A 19,466-nucleotide genomic window follows, 5' to 3' on the forward strand; every position below is an offset into this window, starting at 1 on the left:
CTCCGCGCGGGGCGGGGCCCGGCCCACGGTTTGGCCGCCCGGGGGGGGGGCCCCCCCCCCCACTCCCGGGCCCCCGGCGGGGGGGGGGGGGCGGCCACCTTGGTGGCCGCCCCCAGACGCATGCCGTCGCGTAGGGCCTGGAGCGCGCTGCGCGGGCTAATGGCCCTGTTCGTCGCGGCGTCGCTGCCAGCGTTCTTCTATGCGGTTCATCATGGAGCGCCGCTGTCGGCCCTGATGACGGGCGTGCGGCGCACCGGCGGGTTGTTCGCCCGGCTTGGGGGTCTTGCGCCAGCCGGTCACGGCGAGAACCGCGCAGCCCAGCATGACGAGGAAGCCCACGACGCTGAGCCAGACCTGCTGGGCGACCATACCGGCCATGAGGAGCGCAATACCAACGAGGAAGCCCGCGACCGCCTGGTAGACCCGCCGCCGGGTGTACGTACGCAGCCCGCTTCCCTCAAGCGCCGACGCGAACTTGGGATCTTCGGCGTACAGCGCTCGCTCCATCTGCTCGAGCATGCGCTGCTCGTGCTCCGAGAGCGGCACGGAGTCCTCCTCATCGTGCAGTCGCCAGGGCGACCCTGGGGGGTCTCTTCAGGATAGGCAGGGAATCGCCCCCGTGAAACCCGCCCCTCTGCGCCAATTGGCCAACCGGAACCACCACGCGCGTCCCGGCTCGCTGAGGCTGTCATTCCCCAGCGGCCGATCCGTCATGCCGGACGGTCTCCCTCGATCATACGGCGCCAGGCCCCCGTTCGGGGGGCCTGTGGCGTACTCCATCCGCAGCCGAGCCGCTGATCAGCGGCGTACTCGCACGAGGCCTCTCACGCCTCGGCGGCCCCGGGTGTCTCACCGAGCACGTGGAGCTGCGTGGCCACCGAGTGGAACGCCGGAAGCTCGGCCGCGGCCTCCTCCAGCTTCAGCAGCGCCTCGAGGGCTCCGGGCTCGGTGTCCACCAGGACGCCGGGGACGAGGTCGGCGAAGACCCGCACGCCGTGCACGGCGGCGACCCTCAGACCAGCGTCCTCGACCAGTCCGGTGAGCTGGCCGGCGGTGAAGCGGTGCGGTACGGGGTCACCCGCGCCCCATCGTCCGTCCGGGTCCTCCAGCGCCTGCCTGGCCTCCTTGAAGTGGCCGGCGAGGGCCCGCGCGAGCACGGCACCGCCGAGGCCGGCGGCCAGCAGGCTGAGGACGCCCTCGGGCCGCAGGGCCGCCACCGCGTTGCGGACGCCCTCGGCCGGGTCGTCGACGTACTCCAGGACGCCGTGGCACAGCACCGCGTCGTAGCCGCCCCGCTCCACGACGTCGAAGAGCCCGTGGGCATCGCCCTGGACGCCCTGGACGCGGTCGGCGACGCCGGCCTCGGCGGCGCGGCGTTCCAGCGCGAACAGCGCGTCGGGGCTGGGGTCGACGACGGTGACCCGGTGGCCGAGCCGGGCGACGGGCACCGCGAAGTTGCCGCTGCCGCCCCCGGTGTCGAGGACGTCCAGCGCCTGGCGCCCCGCGGCCTTGACCCTGCGGTCCAGGGCGTCGCGGAGGACCTCCCAGACCACGGCGGTACGGAGAGAGGCGCGGGGGCGCATCGGGTCCGACACGGCAGTTGACTCCTCGGCGCGGCACCGCCCCGTGTACGGGCGGAGCGAACGGGGCGCCTTCCCCGGCCCGGCTGCGGGAGGGAAGGCTTCAGGCGCCCTCCACCCTATTGCCTCCGGCGCCCGGCCTGGTCACCGCGGTGCGGCGACCGCGCGGCGGGCCGGCGGGCGTGGGGGCGGACCGGCCCGCTCGTGCCCGAGGGGCACCCGCCCGCGTCCGGGGGGTACCCGCGCCTGGGGCTGAGGGGCACCCGCCCGTGCCCGAGGGGCGGGGGGCGCCCTCAGCCCGCGTCCGGCATGTCCCGCTCCGCGCCGCGCTTCTCCGGCCGCTCCGCGTCCGGGCCGGACTGGGGCAGCACCGGCTGGAGGACCAGCATGCGCTCCACCAGGCGGATGAACATCGACACGTCCCGTATCAGGTCGTCGGCGTCCCGGTTGCTGGCCGCGCCCTGGATGCCCGCCTCGGCCCGGGCGCGGCGCCGGGCGCCCGCGGCGAACAGAGCGCTCCACTCGGTCAGTTCGGGCGCGATCTCGGGGAGCACTTCCCAGGCGCTCCTGATCTTGGCCCTGGCCCGCGCCGAGGACTCCGGCCGGCCCCGCGCGGCGAGCACGGCCGCGGCGGTGCGCAGGGCGGCCAGGTGGGCCGTCGCATAGCGCTCGTTCGGCGTTTCGAGGCCGGTGGCCTCGTCGAGGCCCGCGCGGGCCTGGGCGAGCAGGTCGAGGGCGGCGGGCGGCGCCGTGGCCCGGCGCAGCACCGGGTGGACGTCGCTCGCCGGGCCGCTCAGTGAGGGGGCAGGGCCGGTGGCGCGGCGCCGACGGGCGGCTGCTGCGTGGTAGCTGGCCATGACGAACCTCCTGTCGTCTGCGTGACGGCACACCTGCTACGGAGTGCCGTATGTGCCCATCGTGAGGTATGGCACTGACAATCCGTTCTGACCTGGGGTTTTGCCTCGATCGCGAGTTCGGGTTAGTTTTTGCACTGACCAGTCAGTTCAAATACGGGGGCAAGTTCAGGGGGTGGGTGAACCGTGGACGGAGTCGCCGTCACGGCCCGGGACCTCGGGCTCAAGGGTCCCCGCGGATGGGTGTTCCGCGGGGTCCTCCTCGACGCGGAGCCCGGCTCACTGATCGCGGTGGAAGGACCGTCCGGTTCCGGCCGCACGTGCCTGCTGCTCGCGCTCACCGGGCGGATGAAGGCCACCGAGGGGACGGCCGTCGTGGGCGGGGCGCCGCTGCCGAAGCGGATGGCGGCGGTGCGCCGCGTCAGCGCGCTGGCGCACGTGGCGGGCGTCACCGATCTCGACCCGGCCCTCACCATCGGGGAGCATCTGCGCGAGCGGGCCCTGTTGCAGCGCCGTTTCGGCGACTCGGTGCGCGGGCTGCTGCGACCGCGCGCCGAGCGCCGGAGCGAGGAGAGGCAGCGGATCGACGCCGCGCTGGCCGCGGCCGGACTGGACCCGCAAGCCCTGCCCAAGGGTCCGCGGACCGCCGTCCGCGATCTGGAGCGCCCGGAGGCGCTGCGGCTGTCGGTCGCGCTGGCCCTGCTCGGCCGCCCCCGGCTGCTGGGCGTCGACGACACCGACCTGAAGCTCTCGCCCGCCGAGCGGACCGGGATCTGGAACCTGCTGCGGTCCGTCGCCGAGGCCGGGACGACGGTGCTCGCGGTGTGCAGCGAGGCTCCCGAGGGCGCGGTGGTGGTGTCCACCGGCACCGGCGGCACGGCGGACACCGCCGGGCTCCCCGCCGGCGGCTCCCGGGAGGCCCACGACCCGCGGGACGAAACCGGCGCCGCCCACGAAGCGGCCCCAGTCCGCGAAGCCGACGCAGCCCGCGAAGCCGACGCAGCAGATGAAACCGACGCAGCGAAGGAGGCCCCCGGTGCGCTCACCGAAACTGGCCGCTCTTGAGCTCCGCCGCTTCGGCCGGGGCAGGCTCCCGCGTGCGGCCCTGGTCGCGCTGCTGGTGCTGCCCCTGCTGTACGGCGCGCTGTACCTGTGGTCGTTCTGGGACCCGTACGGCCGTCTGGACCGGATCCCCGTGGCGCTGGTGAACGACGACAAGGGCGCGACCGCCGACGGCAAGCGGATCACGGCCGGCGACGACATCGCCGAGGGGCTGCGGGAGAGCAGGACCTTCGACTGGCGCGAGGTGGGCGCCGCCGAGGCCCGCGAGGGTGTCGAGGACGGCACCTACTACCTGTCGCTCACCCTGCCCGCCGATTTCAGCAGGCGCGTCGCCTCCGGCCCGGGCGACTCCCCGCGGACCGGCGCCCTGCAGGTGCGCACGAACGACGCCAACAACTACATCGTCGGGCAGATCTCCCGGACCGTCTTCGGCGAGGTGCGCCGGGCCGCGTCGACGAAGACGTCCCGGTCCTTCCTGGACAGGATCTTCGTCGCCTTCTCGGACATCCACGGCGAGACCGTGAAGGCGGCCGAGGGGGCCGACGAGCTCAAGGGCGGCATCGGAAAGGCCGAGAAGGGGGCCGGGGACCTCGCCGACGGGCTGCGGGACGCCCAGGACAGCAGCGGCAGGCTGTCCAAGGGCGTCAAGGAGCTCCACGAGGCGGCGGGCGACCTCGCGGACGGCTCGCAGCGGGTCGCGGACGGCACGCGGACGCTCGCCGACAAGGTCAACGGGGCCGACGCCAGGCTGGGCCCCTTCCTGAGGGACAACGAGAAGACGATCGGGGACACCGCCCGGCTCGTCGCCGACGGGGCGGGAGCGATCCGCGACGACCTCGACGCCCTGGTGAAGCGGGCTCCGGCCGCCGCCAAGGGCGCCCACGCGGCGTCCGACGCGCTCGACGGGATCCACCGGGCGCGCTGCGCCGACCCGGCCCCGCCGGACCCCGCCTGCTCCGACCTGGAGAAGGCCAGGGACTCGGCGGCCGACGTGGCGCTCCTGGCCGACGACCTCACCACGTTGATCGCCGACCACGACGGGGACGTCGGGAAGCTCGAGCGGAACCTTGCCACCCTCCGCAAGCAGTCCCAGGCGCTCGCCGACCGCGCGCCGCACCTGTCCGAGGACCTGGACGACGCCGTCAGGAAGATCAACGAGTTGAACGACGGAGCCGCCGCGGTGGCCTCCGGCGCGAAGAAGATCCACAAAGGACTCGGCACCGCCGAGACCGGCGCCGTGGACCTGGACAAGGGCGTCGGCGAGCTGAAGGCGGGCGCCGACGACCTCAGCGGCGGCATGTACAAGCTGGTGGACGGCTCCGGCGAACTCGCCGGCGGGCTGCACGAGGGCGCGGAGAAGATCCCCGACTACGACAAGCGGGACCGCGACCGCCGCACCGAGGTCATGGCGGACCCGGTGCAGCTCGTCTCCAGGGACCTGCACAAGGCGCCCAACTACGGCACCGGCTTCGCCCCGTACTTCATCCCGCTGTCCCTGTGGGTGGGCGCGATGGTGGCGTACATGCTGATACCGCCGATGAACCGGCGCGCGCTGGCCGCGGGTGCCCCGGCGTGGCGGATCGCGCTGGCGGGCTGGCTGCCGGTGGTGGCGATCGGGGTGCTGCAGACGGCGGCCCTGATGGCGGTGCTGCACTGGGCGGTCGGCCTGCGGATGGTCCGGGCGGCCGGGACGGTGGTCTTCCTGTTCCTGGTGACGGCGTGCTTCGCGGCGATCGTGCAGTGGCTGAACGCGCGCTTCGGGGCGGCCGGCCGCATCCTCGTCCTGGCCCTGCTGATGCTCCAGCTGACGTCGGCGGGCGGCACGTACCCCGTGCAGACCAGTCCGGGCTTCTTCAACGCGCTGCACCCCTTCCTGCCGATGAGCCACGTCGTCGAGGCGCTGCGCAGGCTCATCACGGGCGGCGGTCTCGAACCGGTGGGGCACGCGTGCGTGGTGCTGACGCTGTTCACCGCGGGCGCCCTCGCACTGACCGCGCTGTCGGCCCGCCGCCGGCAGGTGTGGACCCTGGACCGGCTGCATCCGGAGCTGACCCTGTGAGACCAGCGGTGACTTCCCCGGGAGGGTTCCTGTGACAATCAGGGCCATGGAACGCAGCAGTGCCGCGTCGGGCGGCAGCACCCGCCGTGAGGCCACCCGGCAGAAGCTCTACGAGGCGGCCGTCACGCTCATCGCCGAGCAGGGCTTCTCCGCCACCACGGTGGACGAGATCGCCGAGCGGGCGGGGGTGGCGAAGGGCACGGTCTACTACAACTTCGCCAGCAAGTCGGTCCTCTTCGAGGAGTTGCTGCGGCACGGCGTGGGCCTGCTGACCGCCTCCCTGCGGGAGGCGGCCGAGCGGACGGCGCAGGAGGGCGGCGGCAGGGTCGACGCCCTGGACGCGATGATCCGCGCGGGCCTGGTCTTCATCGACCGCTACCCGGCCTTCACCCAGCTGTACGTGGCCGAGCTGTGGCGCACCAACCGGGCGTGGCAGTCCACGCTGATGGTGGTCCGGCAGCAGGCCGTCGCGGTCGTCGAGGACGTACTGCGCGAAGGGGTGGACAACGGCGAGTTCAGCGAGGAGATCGACGTCCCGCTGACGGCGGCCGCGCTGGTCGGCATGGTGCTGGTGGCCGCGCTGGACTGGAAGTCCTTCCAGCCGGAGCGGTCCCTGGACGACGTGCACGCGGCGCTGTCCCGGCTGCTTCAGGGGCGCGTGAGCGGCCGTCCCTGAGGACCGCGGCGGCGAACGCCCGCCGCATGCGAAGGCGCCGGTCCGAGGTGGCCGCGTCCCCCGCGGGCCACGCCGGACCGGCGCCTTCCGTACTCCCCCGTACGTTCCCCCGTACATCCCCCGTCGGACCCCCGTCCGGTCGTCCCCCGGGATCCCCGTGCCTCGCTCCCGCCGGCGCCGCCGGCGGAAGGAGCGGATCGCGGGCCGCTCCGTTCCGGCGCCCCGTGTCGCCGGTGCCGCAGCCGTGCCCCTCTCCGTGCCTCCACTCTCCCCTCCGCCCCGGCCGTGGCCCATCCGCGCGCGTACTCATCTCCCCGGCTAGGTACGGATACTCAGTCCTGGGCACCGGCGCCCACGGCGCTGTGCCGGCTCTCCGGCCACGAGCGCGCCCGCGCCCGTGGCCGCCGGCCGCGCCGTAGCGCTCGCGCGCGGGGCGCCGCTGGTCACAGGCCCGCAGCAGGAGGGCCGCCGACGGCCGATAAAGTCGCTGGCATGGCACGGATTGCGGTGATCGGCGCCGGGATGGGCGCGATGGCGGCCGCCGCCCGGCTGGCCGTCGCGGGCCACCGGGTGGCGGTGTACGAACGGACGGAGACGTACGGCGGAGCCGTGCGCCGCTTCGAGCGGGACGGCTTCCGCTTCGACACCGGCCCCGGCCTGCTGCCGCTGCCCGCGGTCCACCGCGACCTGTTCGTCAAGACGGGCAAGGAGCCGCTGGAGGCGTGCGTCGAACTGGTCCAGGTCGACCCGTCGGCGCGGCACGTCTTCGCGGACGGGACGCAGGCCGCGCTGCCCAACGCCTCCCGCGCGGGCGTCGTGGCGGCGCTGGAGGAGGCTCTCGGCGCGGGCGCCGGGCAGCGCTGGGGCGACTTCCTGGTGCGGGCCCGCGAGGCCTGGGACCGCACGCGCCGGCCGCTCCTGGAGGAGCCGCTGTGGCCGAACTGGCGGGTGCTGGCCGAGCGCGAGCCCTACCCGGCGGTCCCCCGCAAGCGGCTGCTGCGCACCCGCCGGGCCGGCACGCTCGCCGAGGTCGGTGCCTGGGAGCTGCGCGATCCCCGGCTCGCCGCCCTGCTGGAGAGCCACGCGCTGGCGTACGGCCTGGATCCCCGGGTCACCCCGGCCGGTGCGGCCGTGCTGCCGTACATGGAGCACGCCTTCGGCACCTGGTACGTGCGCGGCGGCCTGCGGGAGCTGGCGCGCGCGGTGTACGAGCGGTGCCGGGCCCGGAAGGTCGAGTTCCACTTCGGTGCCGAGGTCGCCGGGATCCTGGAGAAGGACGGCCGGGTGACCGGGGTGGAACTCGCCGACGGCACGGTGGCCGAGGCGGACTTCGTGGTCGCCGGTGTCGCGCCCGGTGTGCTGGACCGTCTCGCCCGGGGGGCGGCGGTGCGCGGTGACGGCGAGGTCCCGCCCCAGCGCGGGGCGGCGAGCCGCCTCACGGTCCTGCTGGCGCTGCGCGGCGGCCGCCCCGAGGGGACGGCGCACCGGACGGTGGTGCACGCGCAGGACCGGGACGGCGAGCTGGAGCTGCTGTTCGGCACGCCTTCCCGGGCGCCCGCGCACCCCACGGTCACCGTCCTGCGGCCCGACGACCCGGCGCTGGTCCCGGACGCCGGGCACGAGGCGGTCACCCTCGTCTCGGTGGTGCCCGCGGGCGTGCGGGACGCCGGCCGGCACGCCGAGAACCTGATCACCGCCGCCGAGCGGGCGATCCCCGGCCTGCGCGACCGCCTCCTGTGGCACGAGGTCCGCACCCCCGCCGACGTCGAGGAGGAGACCGGCGCACCGGGCGGAGCCGTCCCGGCACCGGCGCTGGCCGCGGCGGGCGGGCGGCTGCTGCACCCGTCGAACGGCACGCGCACCGGCGGGCTGTTCACCGTCGGCGGCTGGGCGCACCCCGGCGGCGGGCTGCCGCACGCGGGCATGTCGGGCGCCCTGGTCGCCGGGCTGATCGTGGAGGGGCCGGAGTTCCGGGGCTCCCGGTGAGCCCCCGGTGACCGGCCCCGGACCCCGCCGTCCTCAGAACCGGTACTGCTCGTCGAAGCCGTTCCCGTGGCTCTGCTGCCCGTCGCCCTGGTACGGGTACGGCTGCTCCGCCGGGAGCTCACCGCCGTACGGGTCGTCGGCGCTGCGCTGCTGCGGGACCCACACGCCGCCGGGCGGGGCCTCGCCGTAGCCGTCGGCGGCGTACTGGTCCTGGCCGTAGCCCTGCTGCCCGTACGGCTGCTGGGTGCCGTAGCCGGCGTCGTAGGAGCCCCCGTAGGACTGGGTGCCGATGTAGGGGTCGGAGTAGGCGGCGTACTGCTGCTGGCCGGCGGTGCCGTAGCCGTAGTCCTGCTGCCCGTGCCCCGAGTAGTCGTAGGCGTAGGTCTGGTCGGCGCCCTGGGCGGCCGTGGCGTGCTGATCGTGGGAGTAGCCGGAGCCGTAGACGCCGTAGGGACTGGTGTCGTCCGGCAGGGGCTGCGGCTCGTACACGGCGGTGGTCTCGGCGGCCGTCGGCTGCGCGGACCGGGCGGGCGTGAAGACGTCGTCGCGGTCGTGGTCGTCGTGGTAGTCGTGGCCGTCGTGGCCGTAGGACGCGCTGCCGCCGCTTCGCGCGCGGTCGTCGTAGCCGTCCTCGCCGGCCTCCAGGCCCGAGACCTCCAGGGTCGGTTCCCGGCGGCTGCGTTCGCCCCGGCGGCGCTTGCTGCCGCCCAGGCCCGGCGCGGACATCGCCCAGCCGGCCGAGAAGCCGCGGCGGAACGACAGCGTGACGTAGGTCTGGCCGACCGCGAAGGCGGCCGCGCCCAGACCGATGACGACGACGGACGGGATCAGTACACCGACGACGACGCCGAGGAAGCCGGTGAAGGCGAGCAGCCGCCAGCGCAGACGCGCCTTGTACTGCAGCAGCACCTCGCCCAGCAGCCACAGCGCGACGATGCCGAACGCGATGTAGAGGACCGTCCAGCCCATGTACGCCCCTCTCCCAGTGGCCGTTACGCAGTGTGTCGTACACCGGTGCGACCGGTCTAGGCCCGCGGCGGGTGGTGCAGGCCCAGGTTCTCGTAGATTTCCAGCGTCGCCGTGGAGTTGTTGAGCGTGATGAAGTGCAGTCCGGGCACTCCCTCGGCCAGCAGCCGCGCGCAGAACTCCGTGGCGAAGTCGATACCGATCGAGCGTACCGCCGCCGGATCGTCCCGCGCTGTGAGGATCCGCTCTTTCAGAGCGTCCGGGAAGGAGGCATTACTGAGTTTCGGCAATCGTTCCAGCATCTTCACGCTGGTCACCGGCATGACCTCCGGGATGACCGGGGTCTGGCAGCCCGCCGCGGCGACCCTGTCGCGCAGGCGCAGGTAGGACTCGGGCTGGAAGAACATCTGCGTGATCGCGTAGTCCGCCCCGGCGCGGCACTTGTCGACGAAGTGGGCGACGTCGGTGTCCCAGTCGGTGGAGCGCGGGTGCATCTCCGGGAAGGCCGCGACGCCGACGCAGAAGTCGCCCGACTCCTTGATGAGCCGGACGAGTTCGGCGGCGTAGGTCAGGCCCTGCGGGTGCGGGACCCACTCGCCCATGGGGTCGCCGGGCGGGTCGCCGCGCACGGCGAGCATGTTGCGGATCCCGGCGTCGGCGTACTGGCCGATGATGTTGCGCAGTTCGGCGACGGAGTGGTTGACGGCGGTCAGGTGGGCGACCGGGGTGAGCGTGGTGTCGGCGACGATCTGCTGGGTCTCCTTCACCGTGCCCGCGCGGGTGGAACCGCCCGCCCCGTAGGTCACGGAGACGAAGTCCGGGGCGACCGCCTCCACCCTCCTCAGCGCGCTCCACAGGTTCTTCTCGCCCTTGGGCGTCTTCGGCGCGGAGAACTCGAACGAGTACGTCGTCTTGCCGGTGGCGAGCATGTCACGCACGGTGCGTGCGCGATCAGTCCTGGTGGATGCGGTTCCGAGGGCCATACGGGCAGGTTAGTCAGGGGGTGGCGGTCCCCCAACCGAACAGCGGACATTTGCCCGAATTGCGGCCTCGCTGTCCACCCTTTGGACAATTGCGGGACGGACCGGCGCCCCTCACACCTGCCGCAGCCGCTTCGCGAACTCCGCCGCCGCCGCGCCCGGGTCGTCCGCCTCCGTGATCGCCCGTACGACGACCACCCGGCGGGCGCCGGCTTCGAGGACCTCGTCCAGGTTGCCGAGGTCGATGCCGCCGATGGCGAACCAGGGGCGGTCGGTGCCCAGGGCGGCGGCGTACCGCACCAGGCCGAGACCGGGGGCCGGACGGCCGGGCTTGGTGGGGGTCGGCCAGCACGGGCCGGTGCAGAAGTAGTCCACGCCGTCCTGGACCGCGGCCGCGGCGGCCTCGGCCTCGGTGTGCGTGGAACGGCCGATCAGGACGTCGCCGCCGAGGATCGCGCGGGCCGCGGGGACCGGCAGGTCGCCCTGGCCGAGGTGCAGGACGTCGGATCCGGCGGCGTGGGCGACGTCCGCGCGGTCGTTGACCGCGAGGAGCTTGCCGTGGCGGGCGCAGGCGTCGGCGAAGACCCTCAGGTGCTCCAGTTCCTCGGCGGCCTCCATGCCCTTGTCGCGCAGCTGCACGATGTCGACGCCGCCCGCCAGGACCGCGTCGAGGAACTCCGCGAGATCGCCCTGGCGCCGGCGGGCGTCGGTGCAGAGGTAGACACGGGCCTCGGCGAGCCGGGCGCGTGCGGTGTCGGGCATGGTGTGTCCCCCCGGTTGGTCGGTGACGTAGGGGCCGCGGAAGGGCCCCGTTCCGGACGTACGGGCCGCTGCGGGCGCGCGGGGGGCCGGAGCCGTGACCCGCGGGCCGCGGCCCGTACGCCGGACGGTGTTCGGGTCCGGCCCCGGTCGGGCAGGGCCGGACGGTTGTCGATCGGGCTCAGGTCAGACGGCGAGCGCCTGGGCGCGGCGCTTCACCTCCGTGCCGCGATTCTCGCGCAGCGCCTGCGCGGGGGTGCCGGGCAGGGTGGGGTCGGGCGTGAAGAGCCATTCCAGCATCTCCTCGACCGTGAAGCCGTCGTCCCGCAGGAGCGTCAGGGTCCCGGACAGGCCCTTGACGACCCTGTCCCCGTCGATGAAGTCCGCGGGGACGTGCAGTGCCCTGTTCTCACCACGGCGTACGGCGATGAGCTGGCCCTCCTTGACCAGCTGCCGCACGCGGGTCACCTCGACGCCGAACTGTTCGGCGATGTCGGGGAGCGTGAGCCAGGCGGGGACGAGAGCATCGATCTTTGCGTCAATCTCGGTCACGGGAACAAGCCTGCCATCCGGCACCGACAGCCGGAAGCCGGGACGGTCCACCCGGGCGGACGCGTCCGGACAGCGCGGCTAGGCCGTGGCGGCCTTCAGGGGCCTGGCCGGGTCCGCCAGCAGGGCCGGGTCCATCGGCGTGCCCGCCTCGATCAGGCGGCGGCCCTGCGCCAGGTCCCGGGGGCGGCCCACCGCCAGCAGCGCCACCAGGCGGGTCTCGCGCAGCCAGCAGAGCGTCCACGCCGGCCCGGAAGGGTCACCGCGCCACACCGTGCGGTCGGCGCGCGCGTGGTGGCCGGCGTACTGGACGAAGCGGCCGAACTGCTCGGACCAGAAGTACGGCACCGGGTCGTACGCCGGCGGCTCCTCGCCGGTGGCCCGGCCGAGGATGTCGGCCGCCACCGTGCGCGGCCCCTGCAGGGCGTTGTCCCAGTGGTGGACCAGCAGGCGCTCGCCGTACCGGGCGGAGGGGAAGGAGGCGCAGTCGCCGACCGCGTAGACGTCCGGCGCCGAGGTGCGCAGGTGCGCGTCGGCCACGACCTCGCCGTGCGCGCCCAGCTCGATGCCGGAGCCGGCCAGCCAGGCCGTGGCGGGACGGGCCCCGATGCCGACGACGACCGCGCCCGCGGGCAGGGAGGAGCCGTCGTCGAGGAGCACCGCGCCGGGCTCGACCCGGGCCACCCGCGCGTGGGTGCGCAGCTCGACGCCGGCGTCGGCGTACCAGGCGGCCATCGGCTCGGCCGCCTCGGCGGGCAGCGCCCCGGCGAGCGGCCGGTCGGCGGCCTCGACGACGGTCACCGCGCAGCCCGCCTCGCGCGCCGCCGTGGCGAACTCCGCGCCGATCCAGCCCGCCCCGACGACCACGATGTCCTGCTGCCGGGCGAGCACCGGCCGCAGCCGCTCGGCGTCGTCCAGGGTGCGCAGCAGGTGCACGCCGGGGACGCCCTGCGAGCCCGGCAGCCGGAGCGGCTCGGCGCCGGTGGCGACGACCAGGACGTCGTACGGCACGGGTCCGGCCCCGGTGTCCAGCTCGTGGTCCGCCGGGCGCGCGCCCAGCACCTCGCAGCCGAGCCGCAGTCCGATGCCGAGCGCCTCGAAGTCGACGTCGAAGGCGGAGCCCTCGGCCTTGCCGAGCAGGACGGCCTTGGACAACGGCGGCCGGTCGTACGGCTGGTGGGGTTCCGCGCCGATCAGTGTCACGGTGCCGGTGAAGCCCTGCTCCCGCAGTGCCACGGCGGTCTGCACGCCGGCCATGCCCGCGCCCGCCACGACGACGTGCCGCACCCCTGAGGGCCCCCGTTCCCGCGTCCGCTCGCTCACCTGATCACCATAGACACCTGACGCCCCGTCAGTCAGCGCTCGTGCGCCGTGACCTGCTCCACAACGCTCGTCCCGTGACCCCGCCGCGACTCCCACCGCCAGCTCTCCTCCAGCCGCACCCGCCCGTCGGGCAGTTCCACGACCGTCGACACGCAGTGCCCCGACGAGGTCGTCCCGTCGCGCCCGAGCTGCACGTACCGGAAGTCCAGACGGTCTCCCTCCCGGGTACCCACCAGGAACCCGCGTACGACATCGCCGCCCGCGTACTCGGCCCAGATCCCGCCGTCCCGCTCGTGGTAGGCGAACCGGGTGCCGGTGCCCACCTGGCCCGGGGCCTGGTCGGCGACCGGGGCGAGGACGAGACCGTCGAGCGAGCGGGCCACGGGCGGAGGCTCCCTTACTGAGACGTGCGGCGTCGGGCTAGGGTGGCCACCGTAAAGCACTCGCGGGAGCCCGGACGCACCGGGCTGAGAGGGAGGCTGGCGGCCTCCGACCGTACGAACCTGATCCGGGTCATGCCGGCGAAGGGAGGGGCTGGACGCCCATGTCGCCCACGCGCACACCAGACGTCCTCGTCGTGGGGGGCGGAATCATCGGCCTGGTCACGGCCTGGCGGGCCGCGCAGCGCGGGCTGGCCACGGCCGTGCTGGACCCCGAACCGGGCGGCGGGGCCGCGCAGGTGGCGGCCGGGATGCTGGCCGCCGTCACGGAGCTGCACCACGGCGAGCAGACCCTGCTCGGCCTCAACCTGGAGTCCGCCCGCCGCTACCCGGACTTCGCGGCCGAGCTCACCGACGCCACCGGACGCGGCCTCGGCTACCGCCGCAGCGGCACGCTCGCCGTCGCCCTGGACGCCGACGACCGGGCCCATCTGCGCGAACTGCACGCCCTGCAGCAGCGGTCGGGACTGGACGCGCAGTGGCTGTCCGGGCGGGAGTGCCGGCGCCTTGAGCCGATGCTCGCGCCGGGCGTGCGCGGCGGGCTGCGGGTCGACGGCGATCACCAGGTCGACCCCCGGCGCCTGGCCGCCGCCCTGGTGGCGGCCTGCGACCGGGCGGGCGTGGTCTTCCACCGCGCGTGGGCCGAGCGGCTCACCGTCGTACGGGACCGGGCCACGGGCGTCGTCACGACCGACGGCACCGGACTGGAGGCCGGGCAGGTGGTCCTGGCCGCCGGCAGTCTCAGCGGGCGGCTGGCGGGCGTCCCCGAGGCCGTCCTGCCGCCCGTCCGGCCCGTGAAGGGGCAGGTCCTGCGGCTGACGATGCCGGCGCGGCCCACGCCGTTCCTGAGCCGGACCGTGCGCGCCGTGGTGCGCGGCAGCCACGTCTACCTGGTGCCGCGCGAGAACGGCGAGCTGGTCGTCGGGGCGACGAGCGAGGAGACGGGCTGGGACACGACGGTCACCGCGGGCGGCGTCTACGAGCTGCTGCGCGACGCGCACGAGCTGGTCCCGGGCATCACCGAGCTGCCGCTGACCGAGACCCGGGCCGGGCTGCGCCCCGCCTCCCCCGACAACGCGCCGCTGCTCGGCCCGACCGGGCTGGCGGGGCTGCTGCTGGCCACCGGGCACCACCGCAACGGCGTGCTGCTCACGCCGGTCACCGGCGACGTCATGGCGCAGGTCCTGGCCACCGGCGAACTCCCCGAGGAGGCCCGCCCGTTCACCCCCCAGCGCTTCAGCACCGCCGTCCTCACGGAGCAGCCCGCATGAACATCCAGGTCAACGGGGAGCCGCGGGAGATCGAGCCCGGCACGGTTCTGGACACCGTCGTCAGGACGCTCACCCGGGCGCCGTCCGGAGTGGCCGCCGCCCTCAACGAAACCGTCGTCCCGCGCGCGCAGTGGCCGACCACCTCCCTGTCCGAGGGAGACCGCGTGGAAGTCCTCACCGCCGTCCAAGGAGGCTGACCATGGCCGACGATCCGCTCGTCCTCGGCGGCACGTCCCTCACGTCCCGCCTGATCATGGGTACCGGCGGGGCGCCCAGCCTCGACGTGCTGGAACGCGCCCTGGTGGCCTCCGGGACGGAGCTGACGACGGTCGCGATGCGGCGCGTGAACCCCTCGGTGCACGGCTCGGTGCTGTCGGTGCTGGACCGCCTCGGCATCCGGGTGCTGCCCAACACGGCCGGCTGCTTCACCGCCGGGGAGGCCGTCCTCACCGCCCGGCTGGCCCGGGAGGCGCTCGGCACCGACCTGGTCAAGCTGGAGGTCATCGCCGACGAGCGCACCCTGCTGCCCGACCCGATCGAGCTGCTGGAGGCGGCCGAGACACTGGTCGACGACGGGTTCACGGTCCTGCCGTACACCAACGACGACCCCGTGCTGGCCCGCCGGCTGGAGGACGCGGGCTGCGCGGCGATCATGCCGCTCGGCTCGCCGATCGGCTCCGGGCTGGGCATCCGCAACCCGCACAACTTCCAGCTGATCGTGGAGCAGGCGCGCGTGCCGGTGATCCTGGACGCGGGGGCCGGCACCGCCTCGGACGCGGCCCTGGCGATGGAGCTGGGGTGCGCCGGGGTGATGCTCGCCTCGGCGGTGACGCGGGCCCAGGAGCCGGTGCTGATGGCCGAGGCGATGAGGCACGCGGTGGAGGCGGGGCGGCTGGCGTACCGGGCGGGGCGGATCCCGCGGCGGCACTTCGCGCAGGCGTCCTCGCCCACCCGGGGCCGCGCGCACCTGGACCCGGAGCGCCCCGCGTTCTAGGGCCTTCCGTCCGGATCAGGCCGGATCGGGGAGCGGGGTCCGGTGCCGTGCGCCGCAGGGCGGAGGAGGGCGCCACGGCACAGCCCCGGCAACCGGCGACGACGCGGCGAGGTGCGGTGCCGGGCCCCGCGAGCCCGGCCTGATCCGAACGAGAGGCCCTGGTGGCGCGACCGTCACAGGTCTGCTGCATTCCGTCTCCCGGCAGGCGGAACGGCCGGTGCTGCCGGCGGCTGCTCGTACACTCGCCTGCGTGGACACGACCCTTCAGGACCCTCTGGTCGGGCAGGTGCTCGACGGCCGGTACCGCGTCGAGGCGCGGATCGCGGTCGGCGGGATGGCCACGGTCTACCGGGCCGTGGACACCCGCCTGGACCGCGTCCTCGCGCTCAAGGTGATGCACCCGGCGCTGGCGGCCGACGGCTCCTTCGTCGAGCGGTTCATCCGCGAGGCGAAGTCGGTGGCCCGGCTCGCGCACCCGAACGTGGTGCAGGTCTTCGACCAGGGGACCGACGGGGCGTACGTCTACCTCGCCATGGAGTACGTGGCCGGCTGCACGCTGCGCGACGTGCTGCGCGAGCGCGGAGCGCTCCGGCCGCGGGCCGCGCTGGACATCCTGGAGTCGGTGCTCGCGGCGCTCGGGGCCGCGCACCGCGCCGGGTTCGTGCACCGGGACATGAAGCCGGAGAACGTCCTGATAGGGGACGACGGGCGGGTCAAGGTCGCCGACTTCGGCCTGGTCCGGGCGGTGGACACGGTGACGAACACCACCGGGACCGTCCTCGGCACGGTCTCCTACCTCGCGCCCGAGCAGATAGAAAACGGCACCGCGGACCCGCGCGTCGACGTGTACGCGTGCGGCGTGATGCTCTACGAGATGCTGACCGGCCACAAGCCGCACGACGGGGACTCCCCCGCCACGATCCTCTACAAGCACCTGCACGAGGACGTGCCGCCGCCCTCGGCCGCCGTGCCGGGCATGGCGTACGAGCTGGACGAGCTGGTCGCGTCGGCGACCGCCCGCACCCCGGAGGTCCGTCCGCACGACGCGGTGGCCCTGCTCGCGCTGGTCCGCCGGGCGCACGGCCTGCTCGGCGCGGACCAGCTGGACGCGGTGCCGCCGCAGGCGGTCTCCTCGGAGCACGACAACTCCGAGGACCGCACCAGCGTGATCCCGCGCGCCCTGACCGCGCCCGGACCGCCGCCGGCCGGCGAGGACGCCGAGGACGCCGCCGCCGCGCTCGGCCGCACCAGCCGGCTGCGGACGCCCCCGCCGCTGCCGCCCCGCCGCCGGGCGGGCCTGCGGCGCGGGCCGATGGCGGTCGTCGTCGCCGTCCTGCTGCTGCTCGGCCTCGGCACGGGCGTGTGGTACATCAACTCGGGCCAGTTCACCAAGGTCCCGCCGCTGCTGGAGAAGACCGAGGCCGAGGCCAGGGACCGGCTGGAGAAGGCCGGGCTGGAGACCGGCCCGGTCAGGCACGCGTACAGCGACACGGTCCAGCGCGGCGCGGTCGTCGGCACGGACCCGGCGGTGGGCGCCCGGATCCGCAGCAACGACTCGGTGGCCCTCACGATCTCCAAGGGGCCGCGGACCGTGCGGGTGCCCGGTCTGGAGGGCTACCGGCTGGACCGGGCGCGGGACGTCCTGAAGGACGAGGGGCTGGCGCCGGGCATGGTGACCCGGGCGTTCAGCGAGGACGTGGCCAGGGGGCTGGTGGTCTCCACGCGGCCCGAGCCGGGCACGAAGGTGCGCGCGGGCTCGGCGGTCGCACTCACCGTCAGCAAGGGCCGCCCGGTGGAGGTGCCCGACGTGACCGGCCAGGACCTGGCCGACGCCAGGGCCGACCTGGAGGACGCCGGCCTGAGGGTGAAGCTCGCCGCCGAGCGGGTCAACTCCGAGCACGACGAGGGCCGGGTCGCCCGGCAGACCCCGGGCGAGGGCAGCCGGGCCGCCGAGGGCGACACGGTCACGCTGACGCTGTCCAAGGGCCCGGAGATGGTCGAGGTCCCGGACGTGACCGGCGACGGCGTCGACGAGGCCAGGCGGACGCTGGAGGCCGCCGGCTTCCGGGTCGAGGAGGACCGCGGTCTGCTCGGGCTGTTCGGCGACACCGTCGAGGACCAGTCCGTGGAGGGCGGGGACACCGCCCCCAAGGGCTCGACGATCACCATCGAGATCCGCTGACGCACGTCACAGGGCTCCCGCGGCCGGGCACTCCCGGCCGCATGACACCCTGAACGGGTGAACAGTGAGCAGTCCGGCCGCCTGCGCAACCCCGTCGGCGGCCATGTCCCCGTGGCCGGCGGTCTGCACTCCGTCGGCCTGTCCTACGCCCGTGAGCTGGGCGCGGAGGCCGTGCAGGTCTTCGTCGCCAATCCGCGCGGCTGGGCCACGCCCACCGGCAACCCCAAGCAGGACGAGGCGTTCCGCGCGGCGTGCGAGGCCGGGTCGATCCCGGCGTACGTCCATGCGCCGTACCTGATCAACTTCGGCTCGCACACCGAGGCGACGGTGGAGCGGTCGGTGGAGTCGCTGCGGCACTCGCTGCGGCGCGGGCGGGAGATCGGCGCGCTCGGCGTGGTCGTGCACACCGGCAGCGCGACCGGCGGCCGGGAGCGGCCGGTGGCCCTGCGGCAGGTCCGGGAGCACCTGCTGCCCCTGCTGGACGAGCTCACCCACGACGACGACCCGTACCTGCTGCTGGAGTCGACGGCGGGCCAGGGCGCCTCGCTGTGCTCGCGGACCTGGGACTTCGGGCCGTACTTCGAGGCGCTGGACGCCCACCCGAAGCTGGGCGTGTGCCTGGACACCTGCCACGTCTTCGCGGCCGGCCACGACCTGACGGGCCCGGGCGGCATGCACCGGACGCTGGACCTGCTGGTGGACACGGTCGGCGAGGGCCGGCTGAAGCTGATCCACGCCAACGACTCCCAGGACGTGGCCGGCGCGCACAAGGACCGGCACGCGAACATCGGGGCCGGTCACATCGGCGAGGATCCGTTCCGGGAGCTGATGACCCACCCCGCGACCGAGGGCGTGCCGCTGGTCATCGAGACGCCCGGCGGCAAGGAGGGGCACGCGGCGGACGTGGAGCGGCTGAAGAAGCTCCGCGACGGCCTGGACGCCCCGGGCGGAACTCAGAGTTCGGGACCCTCCCCGGGCTCCTCCTGGTAGGAGTAGCGCTGCTCCCGCCACGGGTCGCCGATGTTGTGGTAGCCGCGCTCCTCCCAGAAGCCGCGCCGGTCGGCGGTCATGTACTCCACGCCCCGGACCCACTTGGGGCCCTTCCAGGCGTACAGGTGGGGAACGACCAGGCGCAGCGGGAAGCCGTGCTCGGCGGTCAGCAGCTCGCCGTCCTTGTGGGTGGCGAAGATCGTGCGCTCGGCGGCGAAGTCGGACAGCCGCAGGTTCGAGCTGAACCCGTACTCCGCCCAGACCATCACATGGGTGACGTCGGGCGCGGGCGGTGCGATCTCCAGGACGGTCCGGGCGGGAACGCCGCCCCACTCGGCGCCGAGCATGCTGAACTTCGTGACGCAGTGCAGGTCGGCCACGACGGTGGTGTAGGGCAGCGCTGTGAACTCCTCGTGGGTCCAGCGGTGCTTCTCCCCGTCGGCCGTGGCGCCGAAGACGCGGAACTCCCAGCGCTCCGGCCGGAACCTGGGCACCGGCCCGTAGTGCGTGACGGGCCAGCCCTTCTGCACCCGCTGCCCCGGCGGGAGCTGGGGCTGCGCCGCTCCTTCCGAACCACGTCCTTCCGACTCGCGTCCCACCGGCTGACCCATGACTCCATCCTGACAGACCCCGGGGGATGCACAGGACCGGGTCCACTCGAATTCGGGCAATCAGTGACAATAGCCAACAAGAATCAAGAATATGGACTAAGCCCGCCCTAACTTACTAAGTGAAGACTTACTGGACGATCTTCGCCACCGGTGGAATCATGCGGCGCAACCCGCCAGTCCCCAC

Annotated in this window: 19 protein-coding genes and 1 riboswitch; of the genes, 9 read left to right on the plus strand and 10 right to left on the minus strand. The window is 74.3% G+C overall.

Annotated features, from left to right (window positions below; all coding sequences use genetic code 11):
* Positions 1–156: 156 nt before the first annotated feature.
* From AB0L29_RS06210 to AB0L29_RS06220, 3 genes are all read right to left on the minus strand, one after another.
* A complete protein-coding gene (locus AB0L29_RS06210) occupies positions 157–546 on the minus strand; it encodes a DUF3040 domain-containing protein (RefSeq protein ID WP_365823862.1) in 390 nt (129 codons plus the stop codon).
* A 278-nt stretch (positions 547–824) separates the two neighbouring features.
* On the minus strand, positions 825–1,595 hold the full coding sequence (locus AB0L29_RS06215; protein ID WP_365823864.1) for a methyltransferase: 771 nt from the start codon (positions 1,593–1,595) through the stop codon (positions 825–827).
* Between the two features lie 278 nt (positions 1,596–1,873).
* The gene (locus AB0L29_RS06220; protein ID WP_365823866.1) at positions 1,874–2,437 is read right to left on the minus strand and encodes an SAV_6107 family HEPN domain-containing protein; all 564 of its coding nucleotides are present in this window, start codon (positions 2,435–2,437) and stop codon (positions 1,874–1,876) included.
* Between the two features lie 183 nt (positions 2,438–2,620).
* Here AB0L29_RS06220 and AB0L29_RS06225 point away from each other — a divergent pair, with 183 nt between their 5' ends.
* The 4 genes from AB0L29_RS06225 (at position 2,621) to AB0L29_RS06240 (ending at position 8,217) form a co-directional block, all read left to right on the plus strand.
* Positions 2,621–3,499, plus strand: a complete 879-nt coding sequence (locus tag AB0L29_RS06225; protein WP_365823868.1) for an ATP-binding cassette domain-containing protein — start codon at positions 2,621–2,623, stop codon at positions 3,497–3,499.
* Positions 3,471–5,555 (plus strand): YhgE/Pip domain-containing protein, encoded by a 2,085-nt coding sequence (locus AB0L29_RS06230; protein WP_365823870.1) that lies wholly within the window; start codon positions 3,471–3,473, stop codon positions 5,553–5,555. The genes AB0L29_RS06225 and AB0L29_RS06230 overlap by 29 nt, the downstream gene beginning before the upstream one ends.
* 46 nt (positions 5,556–5,601) lie before the next feature.
* A complete protein-coding gene (locus AB0L29_RS06235) occupies positions 5,602–6,231 on the plus strand; it encodes a TetR/AcrR family transcriptional regulator (protein ID WP_365823872.1) in 630 nt (209 codons plus the stop codon).
* Positions 6,232–6,723: 492 nt separating this feature from the next.
* On the plus strand, positions 6,724–8,217 hold the full coding sequence (locus AB0L29_RS06240; RefSeq protein WP_365823874.1) for an NAD(P)/FAD-dependent oxidoreductase: 1,494 nt from the start codon (positions 6,724–6,726) through the stop codon (positions 8,215–8,217).
* 33 nt (positions 8,218–8,250) lie between these two features.
* Here the strand turns inward: AB0L29_RS06240 and AB0L29_RS06245 are convergent, their stop codons facing one another.
* The 6 genes from AB0L29_RS06245 to AB0L29_RS06270 form a co-directional block, all read right to left on the minus strand.
* On the minus strand, positions 8,251–9,186 hold the full coding sequence (locus tag AB0L29_RS06245) for a hypothetical protein (RefSeq protein WP_365823876.1): 936 nt from the start codon (positions 9,184–9,186) through the stop codon (positions 8,251–8,253).
* Positions 9,187–9,242: 56 nt separating this feature from the next.
* On the minus strand, positions 9,243–10,166 hold the full coding sequence (metF, locus tag AB0L29_RS06250; protein ID WP_365823878.1) for a methylenetetrahydrofolate reductase [NAD(P)H]: 924 nt from the start codon (positions 10,164–10,166) through the stop codon (positions 9,243–9,245).
* Between the two features lie 111 nt (positions 10,167–10,277).
* A complete protein-coding gene (thiE, locus tag AB0L29_RS06255; protein ID WP_365823879.1) occupies positions 10,278–10,925 on the minus strand; it encodes a thiamine phosphate synthase in 648 nt (215 codons plus the stop codon).
* Positions 10,926–11,108: 183 nt separating this feature from the next.
* On the minus strand, positions 11,109–11,474 hold the full coding sequence (locus AB0L29_RS06260) for an Rv2175c family DNA-binding protein (protein ID WP_365823881.1): 366 nt from the start codon (positions 11,472–11,474) through the stop codon (positions 11,109–11,111).
* Positions 11,475–11,552: 78 nt separating this feature from the next.
* Positions 11,553–12,794 carry an FAD-dependent oxidoreductase gene (locus AB0L29_RS06265; RefSeq protein WP_365823883.1) on the minus strand — a complete coding sequence of 414 codons (1,242 nt, stop codon included), beginning with the start codon at positions 12,792–12,794 and terminating at the stop codon, positions 11,553–11,555.
* 32 nt (positions 12,795–12,826) lie between these two features.
* Positions 12,827–13,177 carry a hypothetical protein gene (locus AB0L29_RS06270; RefSeq protein ID WP_365823885.1) on the minus strand — a complete coding sequence of 117 codons (351 nt, stop codon included), beginning with the start codon at positions 13,175–13,177 and terminating at the stop codon, positions 12,827–12,829.
* A 52-nt stretch (positions 13,178–13,229) separates the two neighbouring features.
* Positions 13,230–13,341: riboswitch (TPP riboswitch) on the plus strand.
* Here AB0L29_RS06270 and thiO point away from each other — a divergent pair.
* From thiO to AB0L29_RS06295, 5 genes are all read left to right on the plus strand, one after another.
* The gene (gene thiO, locus AB0L29_RS06275) at positions 13,339–14,505 is read left to right on the plus strand and encodes a glycine oxidase ThiO (RefSeq protein ID WP_365823887.1); all 1,167 of its coding nucleotides are present in this window, start codon (positions 13,339–13,341) and stop codon (positions 14,503–14,505) included. It overlaps the preceding riboswitch by 3 nt.
* Positions 14,502–14,702, plus strand: a complete 201-nt coding sequence (gene thiS / locus AB0L29_RS06280; protein ID WP_365823889.1) for a sulfur carrier protein ThiS — start codon at positions 14,502–14,504, stop codon at positions 14,700–14,702. The genes thiO and thiS overlap by 4 nt, the downstream gene beginning before the upstream one ends.
* Positions 14,703–14,704: 2 nt before the next feature.
* Positions 14,705–15,499 carry a thiazole synthase gene (locus AB0L29_RS06285; RefSeq protein ID WP_365823891.1) on the plus strand — a complete coding sequence of 265 codons (795 nt, stop codon included), beginning with the start codon at positions 14,705–14,707 and terminating at the stop codon, positions 15,497–15,499.
* Positions 15,500–15,749: 250 nt separating this feature from the next.
* Entirely contained in the window at positions 15,750–17,681 is a 1,932-nt protein-coding gene (gene pknB, locus AB0L29_RS06290; protein ID WP_365823893.1) for a Stk1 family PASTA domain-containing Ser/Thr kinase, read from the plus strand.
* A 57-nt stretch (positions 17,682–17,738) separates the two neighbouring features.
* Positions 17,739–18,671, plus strand: a complete 933-nt coding sequence (locus tag AB0L29_RS06295) for a deoxyribonuclease IV (protein WP_365823895.1) — start codon at positions 17,739–17,741, stop codon at positions 18,669–18,671.
* Here AB0L29_RS06295 and AB0L29_RS06300 read toward each other — a convergent pair.
* Entirely contained in the window at positions 18,635–19,282 is a 648-nt protein-coding gene (locus AB0L29_RS06300) for a sulfite oxidase-like oxidoreductase (RefSeq protein ID WP_365823897.1), read from the minus strand. The genes AB0L29_RS06295 and AB0L29_RS06300 overlap by 37 nt on opposite strands.
* Between the last annotated feature and the right edge of the window lie 184 nt (positions 19,283–19,466).

This window comes from Streptomyces sp. NPDC052701, assembly GCF_040678355.1.
Taxonomy (GTDB): Bacteria; Actinomycetota; Actinomycetes; order Streptomycetales; family Streptomycetaceae; genus Streptomyces.